Raw genomic sequence first — 22,564 nt, 5'->3', positions numbered from 1 at the left:
GGCGGTGGCGGTACGTCGGAGGGGCGCGCATGTCGGTGGACGGTGAGGTAGGGCGGCTCAGGACCGAGGCGGACGAGCCGGGATGGGAGGTGGATCCGGACGACGAGTGGGGCGTCGCCGTCGTCGCCACCGTGGGACGGCAGTTGAAGCTGCGGCGGGAGGCCGTGGGCATGCGGGCCGCCGACTTCGGCCGGGCGGTCGGATACGGCGAGGACCTCGTCTACAAGATCGAGGCCGGGAAGCGGATTCCCCGACCCGAGTATCTGGACAGGGCGGACGAGGCGCTGGGCGCGGGCGGCCTGCTCTCGGCGATGAAGGAGGACGTCAACAAGGTCCGGTACCCGAAGAAGGTGCGGGATCTGGCGCAGATGGAGGCCAAGGCCGTCGAGATCGGCCTGTACGAATGCCACAGTGTGCACGGGTTGTTGCAGACTCCGGAGCATGCCCGCGCCCTGATCGAGGCGGCGCAGCCGCCGTACTCACCGGACGACGTGGAACGCATGGTGGCCGCTCGCCTGGCGCGGCAGTCGGTCTTCGCGCGCGAACCGGCCCCGTCGATTCACTTCGTCCTGGAAGAGGCACCGCTGCGACGCCCGCTCGGAGGCACAATGGTGTGGCGTCAGCAGCTCGAACGCCTGTTGGAGGTGGGCCGGTTGCGCAACGTCACCCTCCAGGTGATGCCGACACGCGTCGAAGTCCATTCCGGCTTGGACGGCAGGATCGAGTTGCTGAAGTTCGCGGACGGTTCGGCGGTCGGGCGTTCCGACGGAGCCTTCAGCGGTCGTCCCGTGACCGACCTGAGGCAGCTCCGCATCCTTGAGCTGCGCTATGGCACCATCCGGGCGCAGGCCTTCCCGCCGTGGGAGTCGCTGGCCTTCATCGAGCAACTGCTGGGAGAAACATGATCCGCAAGGTCTCCGCCGGGGACACTGCCGAACCGGCGTGGTTCAAGAGCAGCTACAGCAGCGGCAACGACGGCGAGTCCTGCGTCGAGATCGCCACCACCCCCGGCACCGTCCACGTCCGGGACTCCAAGCACCGTGACGCCGGTCCCCGGCTGGCGCTGTCGCCGGAGGCCTGGGCGGAGTTCGTGGGGTACGCGTCCGGGAGCTGACCTCTCGCCGGCCCGTGGGCCGGGCGGGCTTCACGCGTCGGGTTCGGAGCCGTCCTCCGTGTCCGGGTTGGCGCCGTCCTCCAGCAGGCGTTCCGCGATGTCGTCGGACCAGTGCTGGGCCCAGGCGCGGAGGGCGGCGATGTCCGCCTCCGTCAGGCCGTACGCGGTGAACGCGGCGTCCGGGTACCAGTCGCTGCCCTCCAGCCGGGACCGGTAAGTCGGCAGGTCGAAGGGGTCGTGCGCGTGGCGACGGCCCAGGTCCTCCAGGTCGGGCAGGGTGAAACGGGCCGCGGCTGCGCGGGCGTCGATGAGGTCGACGGCGGCGCCCCGGTCGTACAGGGCCCTGATCTTCGTACCGACCGCGTCCTCCAGGCTCAGGGTCGGGCCGAGGTCCGTGAGGACCGGCGGGTGCCAGAGCGTCTCCTTGTGGAGGATCAGGTCGCACCGTTCGCCCGTGGGCGGGTCCGTGACCGAGAGGTGTGCCGTGAGCGGGGTGACGGACCCCGGTGCGACGTCGCGGGCGCGGCTGCGGAGCGCGGTCGCCACCGCCTCGGCGAGCCGGTCCGTCGGTTCCTGGCTCTCCGTCGCCATGTCCACGTTGGCGTGCGGCCGGTCCACGAGGCCGTGCGCCTGGAGGGCGTAGCCGCCGGCGAGGACGAGCGTGTGGGGGAGGTCTGCGGTGACGACGTCCGAGAGGAGTCGGCGGTGCGGGTCGGGGAGGTTCACGGGGCCCAGGGGGGAGAAGGGTGGGTTCGGGCAGCACTCTGCCAGACGCGGGCCGCCGCCCGGGCCAGGCGCGCGGTCCCGCATGCCGACCCGGCCGAGGGCCCCGGTGCCGCGGCACCGGGGCCGTCCTGGGCCCGTCCCGGGCCTACTTCGCCACGAACTGGGTGAGGATCGCCTGCACCTCGTAGATGTCGACGCCCTTGGTGAAGGTCTTCTCGATCGGGACCGAGTTGCCCGACACCCAGATCTTCAGCTCGGCGTCGAGGTCGAAGGTGCCGGCGGTCTCCACCGCGAAGTGGGTGATGCTGCGGTACGGGATGGAGTGGTACTCCACCTTCTTGCCGGTGATGCCCTGCTTGTCGACCAGCAGCAGGCGCCGGTCGGTGAAGATGATGGTGTCGCGCACCAGCAGGAACGCCGCCTGCACCTGTTCGCCCTGACCCAGCAGACGGGCGTAGTCCTTCTGGGCCTCCGCCGGGTCGATGGGATGCGCGTTGCCGAACAGTGCCATGAGATGAAACCCCCCGCTTGACGGGCGCAGACGCGCGCTCACGTTCCAGTGGATCACTGAGATCGAACAGCGACATGTATAACGGGTGGAGGTTGATGCGTACAGTAGTTCGTCCGAGGAGGGGGACGACATGTCATACGGGGGCGAGCGGCGGTACGTGCTGCTGCGGAGTCTGGTCATCGCGGCGTTCTGGCTCACCGTGGTCGCGGCGGTCTGCTGGACGGTGAGCAGCGCCGTCGGCGCCGACTGGCCGGACCGGCCGACCTGGGACCTGGGGCACAGCGGCCCGTGGGTCGCCTCCTACACGCGCGCCGCGGCGGCGGGGAGCTGGGGGGCGGCCCGCGTGTGCCTGGCGGGGGCCGGCCTGGTCCTCCTGAGGGAACTGCTGGACCGGATCCTGCATGCCGTCGGCCGGTTCGTGCGCGGCGAGTAGGACCAACCGGAGCGGGCGGGTGCGACCGGCCGGCCGCACCCGCCCCGCCACCGCGGGCCGGGTGGAGGGGCCGCAGGGACCGGCACCCGGCCCGCGTTCCGTCCCGCTCACCCCTCCGGCTACTCCGTCGGCTCGCCGCCGAAGCGCTCCTTGTAGTTCTCCAGGTCATCGTCCGTGAGCTTGGCGAACAGCACCGGCGGGACGGTGAAGGGCGTGCCGGCGGGCACGGACGTGAGGGCGCGGGCCTCGTCCGGCGTCACCCAGACCGCCGTGTCCTCCGGCAGCGCGAACGCCTCGCGCATCGTCCGCGCCGACGCCGGGATGAACGGCTCGGACACCACCGCGTACAGGTGGATCAGGTTCATCGCCGTGCGCAGCGTCAGCGCCGCGCCGTCCTTGTCGGTCTTGATCTCCAGCCAGGGGGCCTTCTCCTCCAGGTAGGAGTTGCCCGCGGACCACAGGGCACGCAGGGCGGTAGCCGCCTTGCGGAACTGCAGGGACTCCATGTGCGACTCGTAGTCGGACAGGAGACCCGCGATCTCCTCCCCCAGCCGCGCCTCCGCCTCGCCCGGCTCGCCGCCCGCCGGGACCTCGTCGCCGAAGCGCTTGCGGGAGAAGGACAGGACGCGGTTGACGAAGTTGCCGAGGGTGTCGGCGAGGTCCTTGTTGACCGTCGCCGTGAAGTGCTCCCAGGTGAAGGAGGAGTCGTCGGACTCCGGCGCGTTGGCGATGAGGAAGTAGCGCCAGTAGTCCGCCGGGAGGATCTCCAGCGCGTGGTCGGTGAAGACGCCGCGCTTCTGCGAGGTGGAGAACTTGCCGCCGTAGTACGTCAGCCAGTTGAACGCCTTGACGTAGTCGACCTTCTTCCACGGCTCGCGCACACCCAGCTCGGTGGCCGGGAACATCACCGTGTGGAAGGGGACGTTGTCCTTCGCCATGAACTCGGTGTAGCGCACCGGGTCGTCGCCCAGGTCCGCCTCGTACCACCAGGACCTCCAGTCCCGGGTCTCGCCGTCGGGCGCCGCGTCCGCCCATTCCTTCGTCGCACCGATGTACTCGATCGGTGCGTCGAACCAGACGTAGAACACCTTGCCCTCGGCCGCGAGCTCCGGCCAGGTGTCGGCCGGGACCGGGACGCCCCAGTCCAGGTCCCGGGTGATCGCACGGTCGTGCAGGCCCTCGGTCAGCCACTTGCGGGCGATCGACGCGGCCAGGTGCGGCCAGTCGTTCTCGTGGCGGGCCACCCACTCCTCGACCTCGTGCTGCAGCTTGGACTGCAGGAGGAAGAGGTGCTTGGTCTCGCGGACCTCCAGGTCCGTGGAACCGGAGATCGCCGAACGCGGGTTGATCAGGTCGGTCGGGTCGAGGACCCGGGTGCAGTTCTCGCACTGGTCGCCGCGGGCCTTGTCGTAACCGCAGTGCGGGCAGGTGCCCTCCACGTAGCGGTCGGGCAGGAAGCGGCCGTCGGCGGGCGAGTACACCTGCCGGATCGCGCGCTCCTCGATGAAGCCGTTCTCGTTCAGCCTGCGGGCGAAGTGCTGCGTGATCTCCACGTTCTGCGGGCTGGAGCTGCGGCCGAAGTAGTCGAAGGCGAGCGCGAAGCCGTCGTAGACCGCCTTCTGGGCGTCGTGGGCCTGCGCGCAGAACTCGGTGACGGACAGCCCCGCCTCCTTCGCGGCCAGCTCGGCGGGGGTGCCGTGCTCGTCGGTCGCGCAGATGTACAGCACGTCGTGGCCGCGCTGGCGGAGGTACCGGGAGTACACGTCCGCCGGGAGCATGGACCCCACCATGTTGCCCAGGTGCTTGATCCCGTTGATGTACGGAAGGGCGCTGGTGATGAGGTGTCGAGCCATCGGGGGCTGCTCCCAAGTCGCTACGCGGGGTGACGATCTCTGGTTCTCGGTCGTCTTCGAACCTTGAAATCGTAGCCGACACGACTGCGCCGCCCGCTGGCCATTTCGTGTGGTGGGCAGCGGGCGGCGCCGGGGCGGACGCTTCCTACGGGCGCCAGGTCGCCAAGGCGCCCTCGTAGAACTCCTTGTCGGTGAGTTCACGGGGGGCGGGGCCCGCGTGGAAGAAGGACGTGTTGCCCGTCTTCAGCTTCCGGAGGTAGTCGAAGGCCTTGTTGCCGTGCTCGCCGAAGGCGACGAAGGCGAAGTGCAGCACGGGGTGGTTCTTCGCCGCGTCCGCGAGGGACTGGGTCGCGGGGGTCTTCGCGTCCGGAGCGCCGTCCGTCTGGAAGACCACCAGGGCCGGGGCCGCGGGGTCGGCCGACTTCTCGTGCTGGGCGATCACCTCGGCGACGGCCGCGTGGTAGCTGGTCCGGCCCATCCGGCCCAGGCCCGCGTGCAGCTCGTCGATCCGGTTCTCGTGCTCGGCGAGGGTCAGCTCGCCGGTCCCGTCCAGCTCCGTGGAGAAGAACGTGACGTGGACCGCGGCCGCGGGGTCGAGCTGGGCGGCGAGGGCGAGCGTCTGCTCGGCGAGGGCCTGTGCTGAGCCGTCCTTGTAGTACGGCCGCATCGACGCGGAGCGGTCGAGCACGAGGTAGACCTTGGCGCGGGCGCCGGTCAGGTCCTGCTCGCCGAGGACGGCGCCGGCCGCCCGGTAGGCGGTGACCAGGCCGGGGGCGCGGGAGGTCAGCTCCGCGAGGGAGACGGCGGGGGCGGCGTCCGCCGCGACGTCCGCCGCGGTGCCCGACTCAGCGGCCGCCTTGGCGAGGGCGGGCTCAGGGGCGGGCTCGCCGTCGTCGGACGCGGCAGGCGCCCGGGACCCGGGGGCCTGCTCCGGCTCGGCCCCGGTGGCCACCGGCTCGGGCTCGGCTGCGGCCCCGGCGGGTGTGGAGGACTCGGGGGTCGCCTCGGCGGCGGGCTCCGTGGCCTTCTCGGGGGCGGCAGTGGCCCCCGCGGCTTCGTCAGCCGCCTCGGCCACGGAGGTGGCCCCGGCGGACGCGGCCGGTGTCGGTTCCGGCTCCGGAGCGGTCGCCGGTTCGGGCTCCGGGCCGGCTGTCGGCACGGTGGCGGGCGCGTCGGTCTGCTCGGCGCCCTGTTCGTCGGCCTGCTCGTGGGGCGCCGACCGCGCCGTGGCCTCCACCGGCTCGGCGGCGGCCTGTGTCCGCGCCTCCGGCTCGTCCTCGGCCTCGGTCACCGGGGTGGCGTCCGCCTCCGGAGCTGCCTCGGCCGCGGTCTGCGGTTCTGGGGTGGCCTCGGCTGCGGCTGCGGCTGCAGCTGCGGCTGCGGCTGCGGTCTGCGGCTCGGGGGTGGCTTCCGCTTCCGCTGCGGGGGCGGCCTCGGCCCGTGGTTCGTTCGCGGGCTCCGGCGCGGCTGCGGTCTCCGGTTCCGAGCGGGCCTCCGCCTCTGCTGCGGGGGTGGCCTCGGCCTGCGGCTCGGTCGCCGGCTCCGGCGCGGCTGCGGCCTCCGGGGTGGCGTCCGCCTCCGGAGCTGCCTCGGCTGCGGTCTGCGGCTCGGAGGTGGCTTCCGTTTCCGGTCCGGGGGCGGTCTCGGCCTGGGGCTCCGCGGTGGCCCCGGCCCGGGGCTCGGTGGCCTCCGGCTCGGCCTCGGCGGCCTCCGGCTCGGGTTCGGCCGTGGCCTTCGTTGCGGTCTCCGCTTCCGGTCCGGGGGCGGTCTCGGCCTGGGGCTCCGGTTCGGCTGCGGCCTCCGGCGTGGTCTCGGCGTGGAGCTCCGCGGTGGCCCCGGCCCGGGGCTCGGTGGCCTCCGGCCCGGGCTCGGGCTCCGCGGCCCGGGTGGGCTCCGTCCGCGGCTTCTCCGACGGCTGGTCCGCTTCGGCCGACGGCTGCTCGGCCTGCGGCTCCTGCTCGGTCTCCGCTTCGGCGTCCGGCGCGGCCGCGGGCTCTGCCAGGGGCTTCTCCGCCTCCGCAACAGGCGCCTCGGGCTGCGGCTTCTCCGCCGCCGGCGCGGTCGGCTCCTCCGCCGGGGACGTCTGCTTCGGCACCGCGATCTTGTCGAAGGCGGCCGACACCAGGTCGTGTTCCTCGTCGCGCGGAGTCGGGACCGAGGCCGCGTCGCCGGCCGGCTTCTGGGGCGGGACCGTCGCTTGCGAGTCCTGCGGGTGAGTGGCTGCGGCACTCTCCGCCTCGGCGGTCCGCTCCTTGCGTGACCGGCCGAACGCGTTCCGCAGGAGAGTGAGAATGCCCATGTGCGCAACCCTTCGCGTGAGTTGTAGCCCGTCAATCACTGGCCAGGACGGACACGTAAGGTTAGCGGTCCCCGCCGGCGATCTTGGGGAGGGATGTGCCAGCGGAAAGTCGCCCCCGGCCCATGCCCCAGGGTCCCTCACGGCCCCCCGGGGTCGCTCACGGCCCCCCGGGGTCCGTCACGGCCCCTCCGGACTCGGCGGCGAGGCGATGGCTCTCGCCGCGGCCACCTCCTGCCGTACCGGTTCCAGGACACTGTCCGCCGGGCCGGCCAGGTCGGTGCGGACCGGGTAGAGGGTCTTGGTGGTGCGCAGGCCCTCCGCCAGCTCCGTCAGTTGCAGCGTCAGCCGGGCGATCTCCGCACGTGAGGGCGGTGCGGCGCCCTGCTTCACGCGGATCCGGGCCGCAGTCGTCGCGTCGACGATGCGCTCGACCGCGACGACCAGCGGCCACCAGGCCGCCGCCCGCCGCCCGGTCGGCGGTGGTTCGGTCAGGGCACGCTGGAACTCCGTCCGGATGGCGGACAGGTCGCGGTAGAGGCGGCGGCGCATGCGGGCCCGGGCCGCGGGGTCCACGCCCTCGCCGAAGGCGCGGTCCACGTAGCGCGCCGTGTCCGCCACCGCGTCCGCGAGACGGTCGCCGACCCGGGTGTGCCAGCTCTCCGGCCACAGCAGGTAGCCGGCGACGAGGGCGATGCAGCAGCCGAGGAGGGAGTCGACCAGGCGGGGCAGCAGCAGAGCCGTCCCCTCGTGGTTGAGGACGTCGGACAGGAGCAGGATCACCGGGGTGATGGCGGCCGTCTGGTAGCCGTACCCGCGCGGTGTGAGCGTCGGGATCAGCGGGGCCAGCACGAGCATCACCGCGACGTCCCACCAGCCGCGCGGCACCTCCGCCAGCACCGCCGCGGCGACGACCAGGCCCGCCACCGTGCCGAGGGCGCGCAGCAGGGCGCGGGAGAAGACCGAGCCGAAGTCGGGCTTCAGGACGAAGGTGATGGTCAGGGCGACCCAGTACGAGCGCGCCACCGGGACGATCGACACCAGGACCTGGGCGATTCCGATGCACAGGGCCAGCCGCAGCCCGTAGCGCCAGGAGGCGGCCGACAGCATCACGTTCCGCGCCGCCCTGGCGGTGCGGATGCGGAGGGCCGCCGGGCGGCCCAGGCGGTCGTCGATGCCGTGGGCCTCCACGTCGGGAGCGGTCACGACCTCGGCGGCGTGCCGGAGGGCGTGGTCGGTGGCGCGGGTGGTCTCGTCGGCCGGGGCGGGCAGGTCGAGCGTCAGGGGGCCGGTGTCCCCGGTCTCGACGGCGGTGGCGAGCCGGCGCACGGCGGCGGGGACCCGGTGCGGCAGGGGCCGTCCGGCGAGGTGGACGGCCGGGGCGGCCTCCACGACCGGGATGAGGGCGTTCAACTGGGCCAGCAGCCGGGTCAGTTCCCCGCTGCGGCCGTGATGGCGTGCGCGCCGGGCCAGGACCAGGTCGTAGGACTGGTTCAGCGACTGTGTGACGGTGTAGCGGGCGGCGGTGTACGCCGTGTCGTCGCCGCACGCGGCGAGCAGGTCGGCGACCGTGTCGTAGGTCTGCGCGACGGCCGTCCGCTCGGGTACCCCGGCTCTGAGCGGCCAGGCCAGCAGTGCCAGCACCAGGACGAGCAGACCGCCTCCGGAGACCAGCAGCGCCGGCAGCCACCAGGGGTCGGGCATCGGCAGCCCCGCCCCGAGCACGGTGTTGAGCAGCAGCAACAGCCCGGATACGGAGGCGACGGCGCCGATGGTGGAGATCATGCCGGAGAGCAGGGCCACGGCGGTGACGACCGCCACCGCCGTCCAGCCGTGGCCGTGGACGAGCGAGCCGAGGGTGATGCCGACGGCGCCGAAGACCTGCGGCACGGCGATGTTCAGCAGCCGCATGCGGTAGGCGTCGGCGGTGTCGCCGATGACGCCGAACAGGGCGCCCATGGAGGCGAGCGCGCCGTAGTCGGTGTGGCCGGTGGCAAGGCCGATCGCCAGGGGGAGGGTCATGGCGACGGCGGCGCGGGCGGCGGCGGGCCGGTTGACGGGGCTCGGCTCGGGGCGGAGATTCCGCATCAGCCAGTCGGGAGGGTTCAGGCCGATGGGGAACTCGCGGGACATGCGCCCATTATGGGCGGCTGGCCTGGGGCCCCGACCGGATCACCGCGTCCCCGCAGCCACGGTGTCCACGTTCCGGTTCGCGTCCCGGCCCACGTCCCGGCCTCCCGCTCGGTGGCGCCCCGCCCCGAACTCCCCCGGGGACGGACGGCCGGGCGGGAGGTCGCGGTCAGAGCCCGGCCCTCCACGGCTGCGGAGCGGGCTCGCCCGCGGGTGCCGCGCGGGCCCGTCGCCGTCGCAGCGCGCGGGTGCAGCATCCGGAGAGCCAGATGCCCAGGGCGACGGTGAGGCCGACGGCGAGCAGCAGCCAGGCCGCCGTGCGCAGGGTGGCGGTGAGGGCGTCGTAGACGGCGCCGACAGCCGGGTGGGAGACCTCGTCGGGTAGGTCACGCAGCGTGAGACGGCGGCCGACGGCCACCGCGAGGGCGAGCAGGCCTCCGCCGAGCGCCGTGCCGAGGGCGGTCGCGGTGACCGCACGCCGACGGCATGCGGCCAGCGCGATACCGGCGACGGCCAGGGTCACGGTCGACACGGGCAGCCAGAATCCCGCGACTTCGAGCACCTCGTATCCCTCCCGGAGGCGGCCCAGTTCGCCGGTGCGCAGGAGCGCCACCTCGGTGTGCCGCACCGGGATCCGGTTGGCCAACGGCACGTGGTCGGCGGCCAGCCGGCGCTTCACCTGGGTGGTGACGGGGGCCAGGTCGACGGTGACCGGGCGGTCGCCCTTCTCCCGCAGGGCGCTCAGGACGGCGTCGTGGGCGGCCCGGTTGGCGGTGTCCCAGGCGGTGCGGAAGGCCTCGGTGCGGGTGAAGGAACGCACCGCGTCGTGCACGAAGGGGCCCATCGCGCCGCGTGCCGCACCTCCGTCGACCCGGCGCAGGATTCCGCTGCCCACGGTGTCCGCGATCTGCCCCTGCACGTCCGGGTCGGCGGCGAGCGGCGCCATCGTGGTGACGTACCGCCCGGTGTCCGCGAGGCCGTACGCCGCCCAGGCCGCCAGCGTGCCGAACGGCACGAGCAGGCACGCCAGGGCGATGAGGACGGCCGACGCGGCGGCCCTGAGACGTCGGGACACCCTTCCAGGCAACGGGGCGATCGGCGGGCACGCGAGTGGGCGGACGCCGTACGGGTGGCGGTGGGGGCGTGGCCGGTGAGTGGTGGGTGGGGGCAGCGGACGCGGTGACGTGGGGGTGTGGTGCGGCGGGGTGCGGGGCGATGACCCGTGCGGGTGAAGGGGCGTGTGCCAGAGGCATATGCGGGGATGAGGCGTGCCATGCCGGACGGGGGGTGATTCCGCTCTCCGGTGGAGGGTTCACCTGAACGGGTGTTTCCTGGTGCTGGGGAGAAGGAGGCCGATCAATGCGCACCACTCCGGCCCTGCCGGCCATGGGCGCAGCCCTCAGCACCGATGGCACCCTCGCCGTCACGGCCTCCGGCTCCTTCACCGTCAGCGGCTCCTGGACCTGGACCGCGACCGGAACCTCGTCGGGCGGCCGGGGCTGACTGGTCCCCCCGGTCGTCCGGTGAGTGGAGGGATGAGGGAAACGTGGACCCCGGTGCACAACACCGGGGTCCACGTGTGTGCTCCCGGTCCGTCCCCGCTTGTGCTTCCGGCCCGACCGGGCTCCATCGTCCCCGCCCTCCGGCGGGCGCCGGAGCCGGGAGCCGGGCGCCGGAGCCGGGCGGCTCAGCGGATCCGGTGTCCCGCGGCGTCCTCGTGCGTGTAGTAGCGGTAGAAGAACACGATGAAGATCCCCGCACTCAATGCCAGGCCGATGCCCGCGCACGTGAGCACGGACACCCCGCTCTGGCTGATGAGGAAGCCGACGGCCACACCGGCGAACGCGGCCTTCACCGCCGAGTGCAGCTCGCGTTTCAGCTTCGGGGCCCAGAGGATCACGGCGATGCACAGGACGATGAACACGATCGTCGTCACGAACCCGAACAGCACGTTCCAGCCGGTGATCGGCCCGCCGTCGCGCCGGTTGGCCGCGGCCCAGTAGCCGTAGACGAGCCCGAGGGCGATCGGGACGCCGAACCGGGCCATCGTGTGGACCCGCGGACCGAAGACGCCGGGCAGCCGCTTGGCCGGACGCCTGCCGGTCCTGGGCCGGGTGCTGAGCGGTCCGTGGACGGTGGCGGCGGGAAGGGGTGCCGCATGAGCCATGAGAGGACTCCTCTCTCCTCCCCCCGGATTGCCCCCGGATTCCAGAGCACACCTGGCGGGGGCCCCGGGCAAGTCGGCGCACGCCCCGGACCGTCAGCTGATGCGGGCCGCGCGGCCCCGTGTTTCGCTGGGCCGGTGAGCGGTGCCGGACGCGAGACGGGGCGGGGCGGACGCCCACGCGTGCTCGACGTGGATCCCGGGCCCGGGCAGCGCGACGTCGTGCAGCGCAGCACACTGCTGCGCGTCCGCGGACGCAGCGTGGCCTGGCTGCCGCCGCTGCTCCTGCTCGGTGCCATCGCGGTGGCCGACGTGAACACCCCGGCGTCGTTCCGGATCGTCTCCTGGATCGTGCTGGTGCCCGGCATCGCCGCCGCGATCTGCGGTCTGCGCGGCACGGCGATCTTCGCGGTGCTCGCGCTCGCCACGTACGTCGTCGTCGACGACTTCGGCCCCGACCGGCACCTGGCCGGACTCAGCGACTTCGTCCTCGTCACCGTCGGTGGCGGCCTGGCGACCCTGGCCTGCGCGGTACGGGTGCGCGGTGAGCAGCGGATGCTGCACATGATGCACATCGCGGAGACGACCCGCCGCACCGTGCTGCGCTCCCTGCCGTCCGGCTTCGGCGGCCTCGACCACGCCGAGGTGTACCTCGCCGCGGACACCGACGCCCGTGTCGGCGGCGACTTCTACGACATCCAGCCGGGCCCGCACGGCACCCGCGTCCTCATGGGCGACGTGCAGGGAAAGGGACTGGCCGCCGTGGAGACGGCGGCGGCACTGCTCGGCACGTTCCGCGAGGCCGGTTACCACGAGTCCGACCTGGCGACCGTCGCCGGACGCCTGGAGACACGGATGGTGCGCCACCGCGGCCACTTCGTCGCCCTGGGCCGCGAGGGCGGCGACCGGTTCGCCACCGCCGTCCTGCTGGGCTTCCCGCCGGACGAGCCGGACGTCGTCGAGGTGGTCCTCTTCGGCCACGAACCCCCGCTGGTGGTGAGCGCGGCCGGCCTGCGGCCGCTCACCCGGGGCGGAGGGCTCCCGCTCGGCCTGACCGACCTCGGCGACGGGGTACCCGAGGTGCGGCGTGAGGTGCTGGCGCCCGACGAGACGGTGTTGCTGGTGACCGACGGCGTGACCGAGTCCCGGGACGTCTCCGGCGCGTTCTACCCTCTCGACGACGACCTCGCCCGCGGGCTCGGCGCCGACCCCGGGCTTGCCGACCCGCACCGCCTGGTGGCCTTCGTACGGGACGGCACACTGCGGCACAGCGGCGGTCACCTGGCGGACGACACGACGGTGTTCGCGCTGCGGCGGCACTGAACCGTCCCCGGCGGACGGGGAGCCGAGGGCCCGTGTCACGTCCCCGCTGTACACGCGCAGCGGCTACGGTGCTGCCGTACGTGATCGAGCGGGCCGCAGGACCGGGCGGACCGCAGGACCGGGCGGACCGCAGGGTCGAGCGGACCACCAGGGGGAGCGGCCGATGACCGGAACCGTGCTGCTGCTCGCCGCCGCGCCGGCGGGCAGGGGGCGGCTCGTGGACGCGGCGTCCGTGCTTCCCGTGCTCGCCGCCGTGCCGCCCGCGGTACTCGCCGGCACCGACACCGCGAACGTCGTCGAACTCGCCGACCCGCTCGACCCACAGGCCGTGCTGACCCGGCTGCGGGCCGCCGCAGCGGCCCCCGGACCACTCACCGTGTACGTCACCGGGCAACTCCACCTGGACCGGCGCCAGCGCCTGCCCCACCTCGCGCTGGCACGGACGACCGCGGCGACCGTGCGCTACACCGGCTTCCCCTGGCACTGGTTCCGGGACGAGCTCCGGCTGCGCCCGGTGGGATCGACCTGCCTGCTCCTCGACCTGCACTCCGACGCGGAGAGCTGGCAGTGGCTGCGGGGCGGTGCCGTGCTCGACTGCGGCACGGGCCACGCCGTCCACGGCCGCATCGCACCGCCGCCCGGCCGACGGGCGCTGGGAACGCCGTCGTACATGCGGACGGCCGCGACCGTGCTCCGGAGCGGGCGGCGGCCTCCGACCGCCGAACTGCACCAGCAGGTGCTCGACCGGCTCGGCGGCGAGACGGCCGGCGACCTGGTACTGGCGGACCCCGGCGGGCCGCCCGCCCCACCCGCTGCACCCGGCACGGCCGGTGTGCCCGCGGCCCCGGACGCACCCGGCGCCTTCGGCCCGCCCGGCCCTACCGGCTCCGGCCCGCGCGCCTTCCCCGAGGTCCCCGGCCCACGCCCCGCCCCCGCGGCGCCCGAGGCGCACGCCTCCCTCACCGCCGCCGTGCAGGCGGGACGGCACGCCGACGCCGACGCCCTCGCGGCACGCCTGGAGGAAGAGGCCGTACGGGCACAGGGGCCCGGCTCCGGCCAGGCACTGCACTGGGCCGAGGTGCGGGCCGACCTCGCCATGCTCGCGGGGGACGCCGCCCGCAGTTGCCGGTCCTGGCTCACGGTCGCCGCGGCGCGGCTGGCCGCCGGGCAGGCCACGGACGCGCCGCAGGTCGAGGCGGCCGTGGACCGCGCCCACCACCAGTGGAGCGCGGTCAGGGATCCCGCCCGGGCCCGCGAACTGGGCCTCGCACTGGCCGAACTGCGGGGCCGGGTACCCGGCCGGCACCGCGGCGCGCTGGACCATGTGAGGCGCCAGCTGCGGGAGTTGCAGACGTAGCACTGAGAGGCGCACGGGGGCGCGGTGAGGCGTGGGACGGTTGGTGTCCACGCCGGTACGGAGCGCGTACAAGCCCTCCCGCGCGGCACCCGTGCGGTGCCATGATGTGGCCCATGGCTGAGGGGGAAGCAGTGGCCGGCCCGGGTGTACGGGTCCGGTTGGACGGGGGCGTCGGCGGCAGCGACGTCAGTGCTCTGAAGACGTGGCTGGAGCAGGAGCAGCCGCTGGCGGAGCTGATACGTGCGCACCGGCTGACGGTCGAGGAGCGGCACCGCACCGACGAGCCCGACGGCCGGTACATGGGCCTCGGCACGGAGATTCTGCTGGTGATCGTCGGATCCACGGCCACGGTGACGGTCACGTCCCTGATCCAGCACGTCGAACGGGCGGTGAAGGCCTGGCTGGTCAACCGCCGGCAGGTGGAGAGGGGCGAGCCGCCCCGGCCCACCATCAGCGAGCTGGACTCCGACGAGAGCTAGCCCCGTGGACCGCTACGACCCGCGGGGCAAGACGAACAGGGCGCTGCTGGTCGGGGTGTCCGAGTACGACCATGTCCGGCCGGACGACCCGGAGGGCGTGCCCGGCCACATTCCCGGCGCCCAGCACAACCGCCTCCAGCTGCGCAAGGCGCTGCACGAGACCAACCTGTTCGAGACGGGCCGGATCACCGTCTGCGCCTCGCCGTCGCACGACGACTTCAACGAGGCGCTGCGCCGGGCCGCCCGGGAGACAGAAGGGCTGCTCCTCTTCTACTTCACCGGGCACGGCATCGTCACCAAGTCGGGCGACCAGCTGTTCCTCCAGCCGAGCAACGCGCGCGTGGTCGCGGGCGAGCACGACGCCTTCCCCAACGCGGTGCCCTTCACCGAGGTCCTGGCCCAGCTGGTCGGCAGCCCCGCCGAGCGGGTCGTCGTGGTCCTCGACTGCTGCTACGCGGGCAACGCGGCGGCGGACTGGCAACGGTTCGACCACCGCCGACGGAGCAAGGCGATGCTCCTGATGAGCGTGCAGTCCCACCGGCTCATAGACGCCGGTGACGGCAGCGGCGCGACGCCGTTCACCAAGGAGCTGGTGCACGTCCTCGCAATGAAGGGCGAGCTATCGGTCGACGGGCTGTATACGGTGCTCAAGAAGCGCATGGCCGACGCCCGTTACCGCACCGCGCTCGGCGACACGCAGGACCCGCAGGGGGTGTGGGAGTCGGGGGTGGACGTGCTCATCCGGGGCGGTGGGACTCCCCCTATCTGTATCCTTCCCCCACCCACGCGGTGGGAGCGCCTCATGAAGGCCTGCCGGTCCGCCGCCGCCCGGATGTGGGGCCTGCCGCTGCGCTTCCGCCTACTGCTGGCGATGGCCCTCGTCGGCGCGGGTATCGGCGCTTACTTCGTTGTGCCCGGGGACCCCGGACCCTGCGCGCCACCGCTGGAGCTGCGTGTCCTCACCGACCCCGAACTGGAGCCGACGCTCGACAGGGCCGCCGACACCTTCCTCAACTCGGGCGAGAACACCGAGCACGGCTGTCGCCGCGCCGGCATCACCGTCTACAGCGCGGACGCCGCGGACACGGTGACCGCGCTGCGCGAGCGCACGGACGCCTGGCAGCAGCCCATGAAGGAGGACGACGATCCGCAGCGGGACATCGGCCCGCAGCCGGACGTGTGGATCCCCGCGACCGGAGCCGACGTCACCCGTGTCACTTTCGACCGGCCCGTGCGCTCGTTCGCCGATCTGGAGCAGGAGCAGAATCCGCTGGCCTACTCGCCCACCGTGCTGGCCGTCCCCAACACCTCGAAGAACCCAGCAGCCGGCGGAGTCCAACGCACCGGCCGCCCGCTGGCGGAACTGGTCGACGTCCTGAAGAAATCGCGGCTGCCGGTCGGGACGAGCCGCCCCGACCCCGAGCACACCGACGCCGCGCTGCTGGCCACGATGGGCCTGTACGCCGACGGCGGCACGGCGCGGGCCGCCGAGCAGAAACTCGCCCAGCCCGGGGTGCCCGCGCCGACGGCCGCGAAGCTGCTGTGCGACCTGTTCGAGGACTCCGCGGCGGACGCGAGCACGGCGGCCCTCGTACCTGAGTTCCTGCTGAGGAGCGGCGTCGCGTGCAACGCGGTGAGTCGGGTGCCGCGGGTCGCCGTGTACCCGCGCGACGTCCCCGCCCTCCAGCCGGCGTTCGTCCACGTGCGCTGGAACGACGCCCACCACGACGAGGAGCCGCGGAACGCGGCGGTGCGGGCGTTCCGGGACTGGCTGTACGGCGAGGTAGGCCAGGGCGTCCTCGGCGCTGCGGGCTTCCGCTCCGCGGACGCCGGACACCCCCCGCTCCCCGTCGCCGGGCAGTCCTCTCCGAAGGCTGCCCGGAAGCCCTCCGGGCAGCCTTCCGAGCAGCCCGCCGCGGACGTGCTCGACGACCCGGGGCGCTCCCAGCCGTCGGCGGAACAGCTCGCGATGACCGCGGCGCTGGAGCAGTACCGCAGCGCCAACGGGCCGGGCCGGGTCCTGTTCCTGCTGGACAGCTCCGGGTCCATGCGCGCGTGGTGGAAGGGGGCGAGCGGCGGCCCCGGTCTGATCCGGCAGTCCCTCGGAGGACTCGGCACCCAGGACGAGTACGGCGTGTGGGCGATGTACGGCACCTCCGGCCAGGGCTACGCCCCACTGCTGCCCTTCGGACGGCACAAGAGAGCCGACGCCGAGCGGATCCTGCTCGACGGCTCCCGAACGAGGGCGTACGACGCGGAGGCCGACCCGCACCGCGCCCTCCTGGCCGCGCTCAAGGACATGGCGGGCCGCGGTACCGGCGACGACCGGCCGCAGCTGATCGTCCTGATCACCGACGACGAGGACAACAACCGGTTGACCGGTGCGAACCGCACCGCCGTCCTGGACCTGGCGCGTACCTCGGGGGTTCCGGTGGCGGTGGTGTCACTGGACGGCGGAGGCTGCGACGGGGGCCGCGTGGACGCGCTGATAGCCGGGGCCAGCGGCGGGCGTTGCCTGGACACGGGCGACGACCTCGGCCCCGCCCTGCACGACGAGGTCGCCCGCACCGGAACGGGGGACGAGTGAGGACGCGGACGCGTACCTGTGGCGGGAGGGGGACACACATGCAGCGCGGGGGGCGAGTGAGAGTGCACCGGCGGACCGGGGCGGTCCTGGTGGCGATCGCGCTGCTGGTCCTGGCCGCCTGCACCGGAGGTACCGGCGGTACCGGCGGAGGGCCCGGGTCACCGGCGCCCGGGGCCGACGACGAGATCGTGGTGGCCAGCGGCAGGGACGTCACCGGCAAGAACGGCATCCGCCAGCGGCTCATCGACGCGTGGAACGCCGGGCGGGGCCACTCCGAGCCCAAGGCGCGCCTCGTGGAACTGCCCGGATCCGCCGACGAGCAGCGCAGCCAGATGCTCGGAGCGCTCCAGTCGGGCAGCTCCCGGTACGACGTGGTGAACCTGGACGTGACCTGGATACCGGAGTTCGCCGAGGCCGGGCTGATCCAGCCGCTGGACGACACCGCGGTGGAGGAGCCCGGCGACCTGATCCCGTCGGTGGCCGCCACCGCGGAGTGGCGGGACAAGCGCTACGCGGTCCCGTTCAACAGCGATGTCGGGTTGCTGTACTACCGGCGCGACTACCTCGCCGCCGCCGGGGTGCAGGACCCCGACCTGTCCGGACACGTCACCTGGGTGCAACTGCGGAAGCTGATCAACCACCTCGACCGGCATCCGCCCCAGGGGTACGAGTCGGGCTGGACCACCCAGCTCGACAGCTACGAGGGCCGTACCGTCAACGCGATCGAGGCGTTCGCGTCGGCCGTCGAGGACTTCGCGCTCACCGACCCCGACGGCCGCTACGTCGGCTCCGAGCAGGACCTGGAATCCGGGGTGAGTGAGCTGCGGCAGCGCACGGACCCGGCGTACACCCTCGACCGCGCGTACCGCTCCGCGGAGCAGGACACCCTCAGCGACTTCCAGGACGGCCGCACCGTTTTCCTGCGCCACTGGCCGTCCGCGTACGTCCCGCTGTACCAGAGGTTCTCCAAGGCTCAGCTGGGTGTGGTCCCGCTGCCCGGCGCGGCGGTGCTCGGCGGGCAGAACCTGGCGGTGACCCTGTCCTCGCCGCACCCCGACGAGGCGGCCGACCTGATCAGGTACCTCACCGGCCAAGACAGTGAACGCTGCCTCCTGGAGGCCGGCTTCGCGGCGACCCGCATCTCCGCCTACACCACCAACGACGACCCGAACTGCCCGGACGGCAAACCGCCGGCCACCTCCGCGTCGGCCTCGCAGTCCGCCGCCTCGCCGTCGGCTTCCGCGAGCGGGGAGAGCACCGACCGCACGCCGCGCGACGCGGCCGGACGCCCCCTGTACGCACAGGACGTCCTGCTGCCCGCCCTCAAGGGGGCCGTGCGACGCCCCAGCACCCCCCTGTACGGCACCTTCACCCAGATCCTCACCGCGACGCTGCAACCCCTGTTCGACGGCGGATCGGAGAGCGACGCCCAGCTGGCCGGCCAGCTGGACCAGGCGCTGCGGCAGGCGCTGCCTCACTGAGCGGGCACGCCCCGGCGAACGGGCCCGGCCGGCGCCCGCCTGGCGCGTCGCCCGCCCGGCACGTCGGCCGGGGCGGCCCGCCGGAGCCGCGGGGTGCGGCGGGTGGCGCGGGGCTCAGCGGGCCTGCGCCACCGGGGGCGCCGGACGGCCCTCGGCCGCTCTCGCGGGCCCCGCGTTGGCGGCTGCGACCAGCGCCGCGACGGCGAGCACAGCGGCGGCGAGCGCCCTGAGATAGGAAGGGCGTCCGTGGCGTGCGGAGGGACGTCCGAGCACGGCAACCTCGCATGGCGACGACGGGTGACGACGGTCAACGACGGGCAAGAACGGGCTACGACGGACAGCCACGGTCCGGAGCGGTACGACCACCCCTCGCCGAAGCTGTTAAGCAGGCTTAATTCGCCGTTTAACCTAGGGGCTCAGAGCGGGCAACGGCAAGAGGGCCCAGGGGAGTTGGGGGGCAGGACGCAGTGGGTGAGCGGGATGAGCCCGAGATCATCGGGCGGCGGGTGCAGCGGCTGCGCACCGCACGCGGACTGACGCAGCGTCAGCTGGCGGAACCGACGTACACGCCTGCCTACATCTCCACGCTGGAGGCGGGCCGGGTCCGGCCCTCCGACGTGGCGCTGCGCCACATCGCCGAACGGCTCGGCGTCGCCTTCGAGGAACTGGCGACCGGGCGGCCGGCCCGGCTGGTGACCGATCTGCGGCTGCGGCTGACCGAGGCGCAGCGCACCCTCGCCACCGGCGACGCCGAGCACGCGCGGGAGCAGTACGCGCGGCTCCTGGCCGAGGCGGAGGGGCACGGGCTCGACGAGGTCCTGGCCACCGCGCTGCTCGGGCTCGGCGAGTGCGCCCTGGACACCGGCGACATCAGCGACGCCCGTCGCTGCTTCGAGCGGGCCGAGGAAGCACTCGACGGACTCCCCCTGCCCGCCCGGGTCCCCGCGCTGCGTGGCCGGGCCGTCTCCCACTACCTCGCCGGTGAGCTGCGGTACGCCGTCTACCTGATGGAGTCCGCCCTCGACGAACTGAACCGCGGCGGCCTGCACGACCCCGACGCCCTTCTCCTGCTCTACGCCTCCGTCATCGGCCCCTACATGGACATGGGCGCCCACGCCCGTGCGGCGCAGGCCGCCGAGTTCGCCCTCGCCCTCGCGCCGAGCGTCGCCGACCCCGCGCTCGTCGCCCGCATGCACCGCTCCGTCGCCCGCACCCTCCTCGCCGAGGGACGCCTCGCCGAGGCCGACGCCTCCCTCGCCAAGGCCGCCGAGCTGTACCGCCAGCTCCAGATCCGCACCGAGCTGGCCAACTGCCACTGGATGCGCGGCTACGTGTACGCACAGGGCGGCCGGCTGGAGCGGGCGGAGCAGGAGCTGCGGCAGGCCCTCGCCATGCTCACCGCCAAGCGGGCCGGCCTCTACAGCAGCCAGGTCGCGGTCGAACTGGCCGACGTCCTGCACCGGCGCGGCAGGTCCGAGGAGGCGTCCGCGCTGCTCCACGGCGTCCTCGGCGACCTGTCGTCGGAACGCGGCGCCGTCCACGCCGCCGCCGCGCACCGCCTGCTCGGCATCATCGCCGAGGACGCCCGCGACTCGGAGGCGGCCGAGGAGCACTACGTGCGCGCGCTCAGCCTGCTGGAGCGGGCAGGTGCGGCCGGTGACCTCGCCGACCTGTGCCGCCTGCTGGGCGACCTGCTGCGCCGCTCCGGCCGGGTGGAGGCGGCTCTGGACGCCTACCGCACCGGCCTCGGCCACCGCACCGCGCCCGGCACCACGACCCTCGGCCCGGCCCCGGCCCAGCCGCCGCTGTGAGGTCCCGGGCCCGCACCGCGGCGCCGCACGACCCGGGCGTTCCGGCAGGGGGCCCACCCCCTAGACGAGCACCCGACCCTGCTTGCGGACCTCCGCCAGGCGCTGCGCGCCCCACTGCACGGCCGCGGCGGTGGCGCCGGCGGGGATCTCGCCCAGGGCGCCGTCGGTGACGGCGAGGGCGTCGTCGCCGACGCGGACGACGGCCACGTCCAGGGTGAGGACCGTGGCCTCGCCGGTGTCCTCGGTGACCGGGCCGGTCAGGGTCACCCGCAGGCCCTGGCGGTCGTCGCCGGTCTCCGGCAGGGGGCGGTCGAGGACCTGGACGTACTGCTCGCCGGCGCCGGTCGTGGTGGCGGTGAACCGCGCGCACTTCAGCGGCAGGGTGCGCAGCCAGGCCACGGTGCGGTCGACGTCCGCGCGGGGCCGGGTGGCGACCTGGTAGCGCAGCTGGGCCCCGGTGTCGAAGTCGTCCAGGCCGATCACCGCGCGGGTCCCCGCACCGAGGAGTTCGTCGGCGTACAGGACGTCGAGCAGGTGCTGGCACTCGGTGTTCGTCGTCCTCGCCTTCAGCAGCGTGTCCCGCCAGGTCGCCGCGCCCTGCGTGGGACCCCACGGCTCGCCGAGATCGGCGGCGGTGACGAGGGCGGACTGCGCCTGGGCCGCGGTCAGCGCGGAGACGGCGGGGGACGGCGGTGCGGTGGACGCCGGTGAGGCCGGTGCCGCGCCGGACGTCGTGGCCCCGGCCGCGGGCGGCCCCATCTTCAGGTAGGTGCCCGAGCAGGCGGTGGTGGCCAGGAGGAGGCCGGTGCAGAGGACGGCCGAGGCGAGGAGGGCATGGGCGCGGGGGCGGTGCATCGGGGCTCCTTGCCGGATGAGGGGTGCGTTTCACCAGGTCAGCAGCTTGATCGCCGGGGTGCCAGTGGGGTGGGCCTGTCGGGTGAGAAACACCGGGCGGCCCCTCCCCTCGGACCGTGCGGCGCCGCTGGGCGCGGGATCCGGGCGGGAGGGTGCGGGGTGCGGGGCGGGGGCCGCCGGGCCGGTCCGGCGGTGAGGGGCGCGGCAGAAGAGGACGGCGGATCGGAGTGCGGGCCGCGGCGCGCGGCACCGGACCGTGGCCCGGCGCATAGGGTCGGGACGACGGAAGGAGTCCGCCGTGAACGGTCGTCCGCAGCCGCCCCTGCCCGTGATCATCGACTGCGACACGGGCGTCGACGACGCCCTCGCCCTGCTGTTCGCCGTACGCCACCCCGGCATCGATCTGCGCGCGATCACCTGCGTGGCCGGGAACACGGACGTCGACGGGGTGGTCCGCAACACCCTCACCGTGCTGGAGCAGGCGGGCGCGCCCGACATCCCCGTGGCCCGGGGTGCCGAGCGCCCGCTGATCGAGCCGGCCCGCTCGGCCCGGCACGTGCACGGCGGCGACGGCATGGGCGACCTCGGTCTGCCCGCGCCCACCCGCACCCCCGCCGACGTCGACGCGGTGACGCTGCTGCGCCGCGAGATCCTCGCCTCGCCGCGCCCGGTGACGCTGGTCCCCACGGCCCCGCTCACCAACATCGCCCTGCTGCTGCGCACACACCCTGAGGTCACCCGCAACATCGAGCGGATCGTCTTCATGGGCGGCGCGGTGGAGACCGGGAACGCCACCCCGGTCGCCGAGTTCAACGTCTGGCACGATCCGGAGGCCGCGGCGATCCTGCTGACGGCCGGCGTCCCCCTCACCATGTACGGCCTGGACGTGTTCCGCCGGGTCGTGGTGCCGGGCCCGCTCGTACGGCGGCTGCGCGCCGACCCCGACGCGGGCACCCGCCTGGCCGGCGAGCTCCTCGCCCACCGGCCGTCCGCCCCGGACGACGATCCCGGCGACTCGGAGGCCGGCGGCCTCGGCGACGCGGGCGCGGTCTGCACGGTCGCCGACCCGGCCGGCCTCACCACCCGCCTCCTCCCGGTCGAGGTCGCCCTGGCCCCGGGGCCCACGAGGGGGCAGACGATCGTCGACCGCCGCGCCCGCCCGGGCGAGTCCGAGGTCCACGGCGAGGGTCGCGAGACGGCGCTGGTGGACGTGGCGCTCGACGTGGACGTGCGGCGTTTCGTGAAGCTGTACCTGTCGACGGTCGGGCCGTAGGGCCTGTCGCCCGGGCGCCGCCCCGCCGGGGGCTGCTCGTCCGCCGGGTAGGAAAGATCACAAGTGGGCGGTGGGCGGGCAGACCCGCATCACGGTGACGTAGGGGGCGCATCCGCCGGAACGCCTGCAAGCCGGTGCCACCCCGGTGGGGTTGGCGAAACATTGACCGTT

Annotated in this window: 19 protein-coding genes; 11 read left to right on the top strand and 8 right to left on the bottom strand. The window is 73.9% G+C overall.

From position 1 onward, the window contains the following. Window positions 1-29 precede the first annotated feature (29 nt). Together I3F54_RS07585 and I3F54_RS07580 are read left to right on the top strand one after the other, a co-directional pair. Entirely contained in the window at window positions 30-905 is an 876-nt protein-coding gene (locus tag I3F54_RS07585; protein ID WP_240117843.1) for a helix-turn-helix transcriptional regulator, read from the top strand. Beyond that, window positions 902-1,114 (top strand): DUF397 domain-containing protein, encoded by a 213-nt coding sequence (locus I3F54_RS07580; protein ID WP_240117842.1) that lies wholly within the window; start codon window positions 902-904, stop codon window positions 1,112-1,114. The genes I3F54_RS07585 and I3F54_RS07580 overlap by 4 nt, the downstream gene beginning before the upstream one ends. Window positions 1,115-1,144: 30 nt before the next feature. On the opposite strand, the gene I3F54_RS07575 is transcribed toward I3F54_RS07580, so the two are convergent. Further along, complete coding sequence (locus tag I3F54_RS07575) at window positions 1,145-1,840, bottom strand: hypothetical protein (RefSeq protein WP_240117841.1); 696 nt, start codon at window positions 1,838-1,840, stop codon at window positions 1,145-1,147. A 145-nt stretch (window positions 1,841-1,985) separates the two neighbouring features. After that, complete coding sequence (locus I3F54_RS07570; RefSeq protein WP_240117840.1) at window positions 1,986-2,351, bottom strand: PH domain-containing protein; 366 nt, start codon at window positions 2,349-2,351, stop codon at window positions 1,986-1,988. 130 nt (window positions 2,352-2,481) lie between these two features. Between I3F54_RS07570 and I3F54_RS07565 the strand changes: the two genes are divergently transcribed. Beyond that, window positions 2,482-2,784: a hypothetical protein gene (locus I3F54_RS07565; protein ID WP_240117839.1), complete on the top strand. Its 303-nt coding sequence runs from the start codon at window positions 2,482-2,484 to the stop codon at window positions 2,782-2,784. Between the two features lie 119 nt (window positions 2,785-2,903). Here I3F54_RS07565 and metG read toward each other — a convergent pair whose 3' ends face one another. From metG to I3F54_RS07545, 4 genes are all read right to left on the bottom strand, one after another. Beyond that, window positions 2,904-4,637, bottom strand: coding sequence for a methionine--tRNA ligase (gene metG / locus I3F54_RS07560; RefSeq protein WP_240117838.1), 1,734 nt, complete (start codon window positions 4,635-4,637; stop codon window positions 2,904-2,906). Between the two features lie 145 nt (window positions 4,638-4,782). Beyond that, window positions 4,783-6,936, bottom strand: a complete 2,154-nt coding sequence (locus tag I3F54_RS07555) for a VWA domain-containing protein (RefSeq protein ID WP_240117837.1) — start codon at window positions 6,934-6,936, stop codon at window positions 4,783-4,785. Between the two features lie 177 nt (window positions 6,937-7,113). After that, entirely contained in the window at window positions 7,114-9,066 is a 1,953-nt protein-coding gene (locus I3F54_RS07550; RefSeq protein WP_240117836.1) for an FUSC family protein, read from the bottom strand. Window positions 9,067-9,232: 166 nt separating this feature from the next. Continuing rightward, on the bottom strand, window positions 9,233-10,138 hold the full coding sequence (locus I3F54_RS07545) for a hypothetical protein (protein ID WP_240117835.1): 906 nt from the start codon (window positions 10,136-10,138) through the stop codon (window positions 9,233-9,235). 284 nt (window positions 10,139-10,422) lie between these two features. Here I3F54_RS07545 and I3F54_RS07540 point away from each other — a divergent pair, with 284 nt between their 5' ends. Beyond that, entirely contained in the window at window positions 10,423-10,566 is a 144-nt protein-coding gene (locus tag I3F54_RS07540; RefSeq protein WP_240117834.1) for a hypothetical protein, read from the top strand. Window positions 10,567-10,750: 184 nt separating this feature from the next. Here the strand turns inward: I3F54_RS07540 and I3F54_RS07535 are convergent, their stop codons facing one another. Continuing rightward, window positions 10,751-11,230, bottom strand: coding sequence for a hypothetical protein (locus I3F54_RS07535; RefSeq protein WP_240117833.1), 480 nt, complete (start codon window positions 11,228-11,230; stop codon window positions 10,751-10,753). 180 nt (window positions 11,231-11,410) lie between these two features. On the opposite strand from I3F54_RS07535, the gene I3F54_RS07530 reads away from it, so the two are divergent. From I3F54_RS07530 to I3F54_RS07505, 6 genes are all read left to right on the top strand, one after another. Continuing rightward, window positions 11,411-12,550 carry a PP2C family protein-serine/threonine phosphatase gene (locus I3F54_RS07530; protein ID WP_308373229.1) on the top strand — a complete coding sequence of 380 codons (1,140 nt, stop codon included), beginning with the start codon at window positions 11,411-11,413 and terminating at the stop codon, window positions 12,548-12,550. A 163-nt stretch (window positions 12,551-12,713) separates the two neighbouring features. Then, complete coding sequence (locus I3F54_RS07525) at window positions 12,714-13,907, top strand: hypothetical protein (protein ID WP_240117832.1); 1,194 nt, start codon at window positions 12,714-12,716, stop codon at window positions 13,905-13,907. 113 nt (window positions 13,908-14,020) lie between these two features. Then, window positions 14,021-14,386, top strand: a complete 366-nt coding sequence (locus I3F54_RS07520) for a hypothetical protein (RefSeq protein ID WP_240117831.1) — start codon at window positions 14,021-14,023, stop codon at window positions 14,384-14,386. Window positions 14,387-14,390: 4 nt separating this feature from the next. Then, a complete protein-coding gene (locus I3F54_RS07515) occupies window positions 14,391-16,973 on the top strand; it encodes a substrate-binding domain-containing protein (RefSeq protein ID WP_240117830.1) in 2,583 nt (860 codons plus the stop codon). Window positions 16,974-17,035: 62 nt separating this feature from the next. Beyond that, window positions 17,036-18,454 (top strand): extracellular solute-binding protein, encoded by a 1,419-nt coding sequence (locus I3F54_RS07510; RefSeq protein ID WP_240117829.1) that lies wholly within the window; start codon window positions 17,036-17,038, stop codon window positions 18,452-18,454. A gap of 467 nt (window positions 18,455-18,921) precedes the next feature. Beyond that, the gene (locus I3F54_RS07505; protein WP_240117828.1) at window positions 18,922-20,265 is read left to right on the top strand and encodes a helix-turn-helix domain-containing protein; all 1,344 of its coding nucleotides are present in this window, start codon (window positions 18,922-18,924) and stop codon (window positions 20,263-20,265) included. A 60-nt stretch (window positions 20,266-20,325) separates the two neighbouring features. On the opposite strand, the gene I3F54_RS07500 is transcribed toward I3F54_RS07505, so the two are convergent. Continuing rightward, the gene (locus I3F54_RS07500; protein WP_240117827.1) at window positions 20,326-21,120 is read right to left on the bottom strand and encodes a hypothetical protein; all 795 of its coding nucleotides are present in this window, start codon (window positions 21,118-21,120) and stop codon (window positions 20,326-20,328) included. A gap of 298 nt (window positions 21,121-21,418) precedes the next feature. Here I3F54_RS07500 and I3F54_RS07495 point away from each other — a divergent pair, with 298 nt between their 5' ends. Continuing rightward, the gene (locus I3F54_RS07495; protein WP_240117826.1) at window positions 21,419-22,393 is read left to right on the top strand and encodes a nucleoside hydrolase; all 975 of its coding nucleotides are present in this window, start codon (window positions 21,419-21,421) and stop codon (window positions 22,391-22,393) included. Window positions 22,394-22,564 lie beyond the last annotated feature (171 nt).

The organism is Streptomyces sp. MUM 2J, assembly GCF_022414535.1.
Lineage (GTDB): Bacteria > Actinomycetota > Actinomycetes > Streptomycetales > Streptomycetaceae > Streptomyces.
The sequence above is the reverse complement of the archived record's forward strand: the minus strand, read 5'-3'. Positions and strand labels throughout refer to the sequence as shown.

Coding starts and splice junctions, on each gene's coding strand:
- I3F54_RS07535 (WP_240117833.1), bottom strand. CDS start 11,230: ATGGCTCATGCGGCACCCCTTCCCGCCGCCACCGTCCACGGACCGCTC.
- I3F54_RS07520 (WP_240117831.1), top strand. CDS start 14,021: ATGGCTGAGGGGGAAGCAGTGGCCGGCCCGGGTGTACGGGTCCGGTTG.
- metG (WP_240117838.1), bottom strand. CDS start 4,637: ATGGCTCGACACCTCATCACCAGCGCCCTTCCGTACATCAACGGGATC.
- I3F54_RS07525 (WP_240117832.1), top strand. CDS start 12,714: ATGACCGGAACCGTGCTGCTGCTCGCCGCCGCGCCGGCGGGCAGGGGG.
- I3F54_RS07540 (WP_240117834.1), top strand. CDS start 10,423: ATGCGCACCACTCCGGCCCTGCCGGCCATGGGCGCAGCCCTCAGCACC.
- I3F54_RS07585 (WP_240117843.1), top strand. CDS start 30: ATGTCGGTGGACGGTGAGGTAGGGCGGCTCAGGACCGAGGCGGACGAG.
- I3F54_RS07550 (WP_240117836.1), bottom strand. CDS start 9,066: ATGTCCCGCGAGTTCCCCATCGGCCTGAACCCTCCCGACTGGCTGATG.
- I3F54_RS07500 (WP_240117827.1), bottom strand. CDS start 21,120: ATGCACCGCCCCCGCGCCCATGCCCTCCTCGCCTCGGCCGTCCTCTGC.
- I3F54_RS07580 (WP_240117842.1), top strand. CDS start 902: ATGATCCGCAAGGTCTCCGCCGGGGACACTGCCGAACCGGCGTGGTTC.
- I3F54_RS07555 (WP_240117837.1), bottom strand. CDS start 6,936: ATGGGCATTCTCACTCTCCTGCGGAACGCGTTCGGCCGGTCACGCAAG.
- I3F54_RS07570 (WP_240117840.1), bottom strand. CDS start 2,351: ATGGCACTGTTCGGCAACGCGCATCCCATCGACCCGGCGGAGGCCCAG.
- I3F54_RS07565 (WP_240117839.1), top strand. CDS start 2,482: ATGTCATACGGGGGCGAGCGGCGGTACGTGCTGCTGCGGAGTCTGGTC.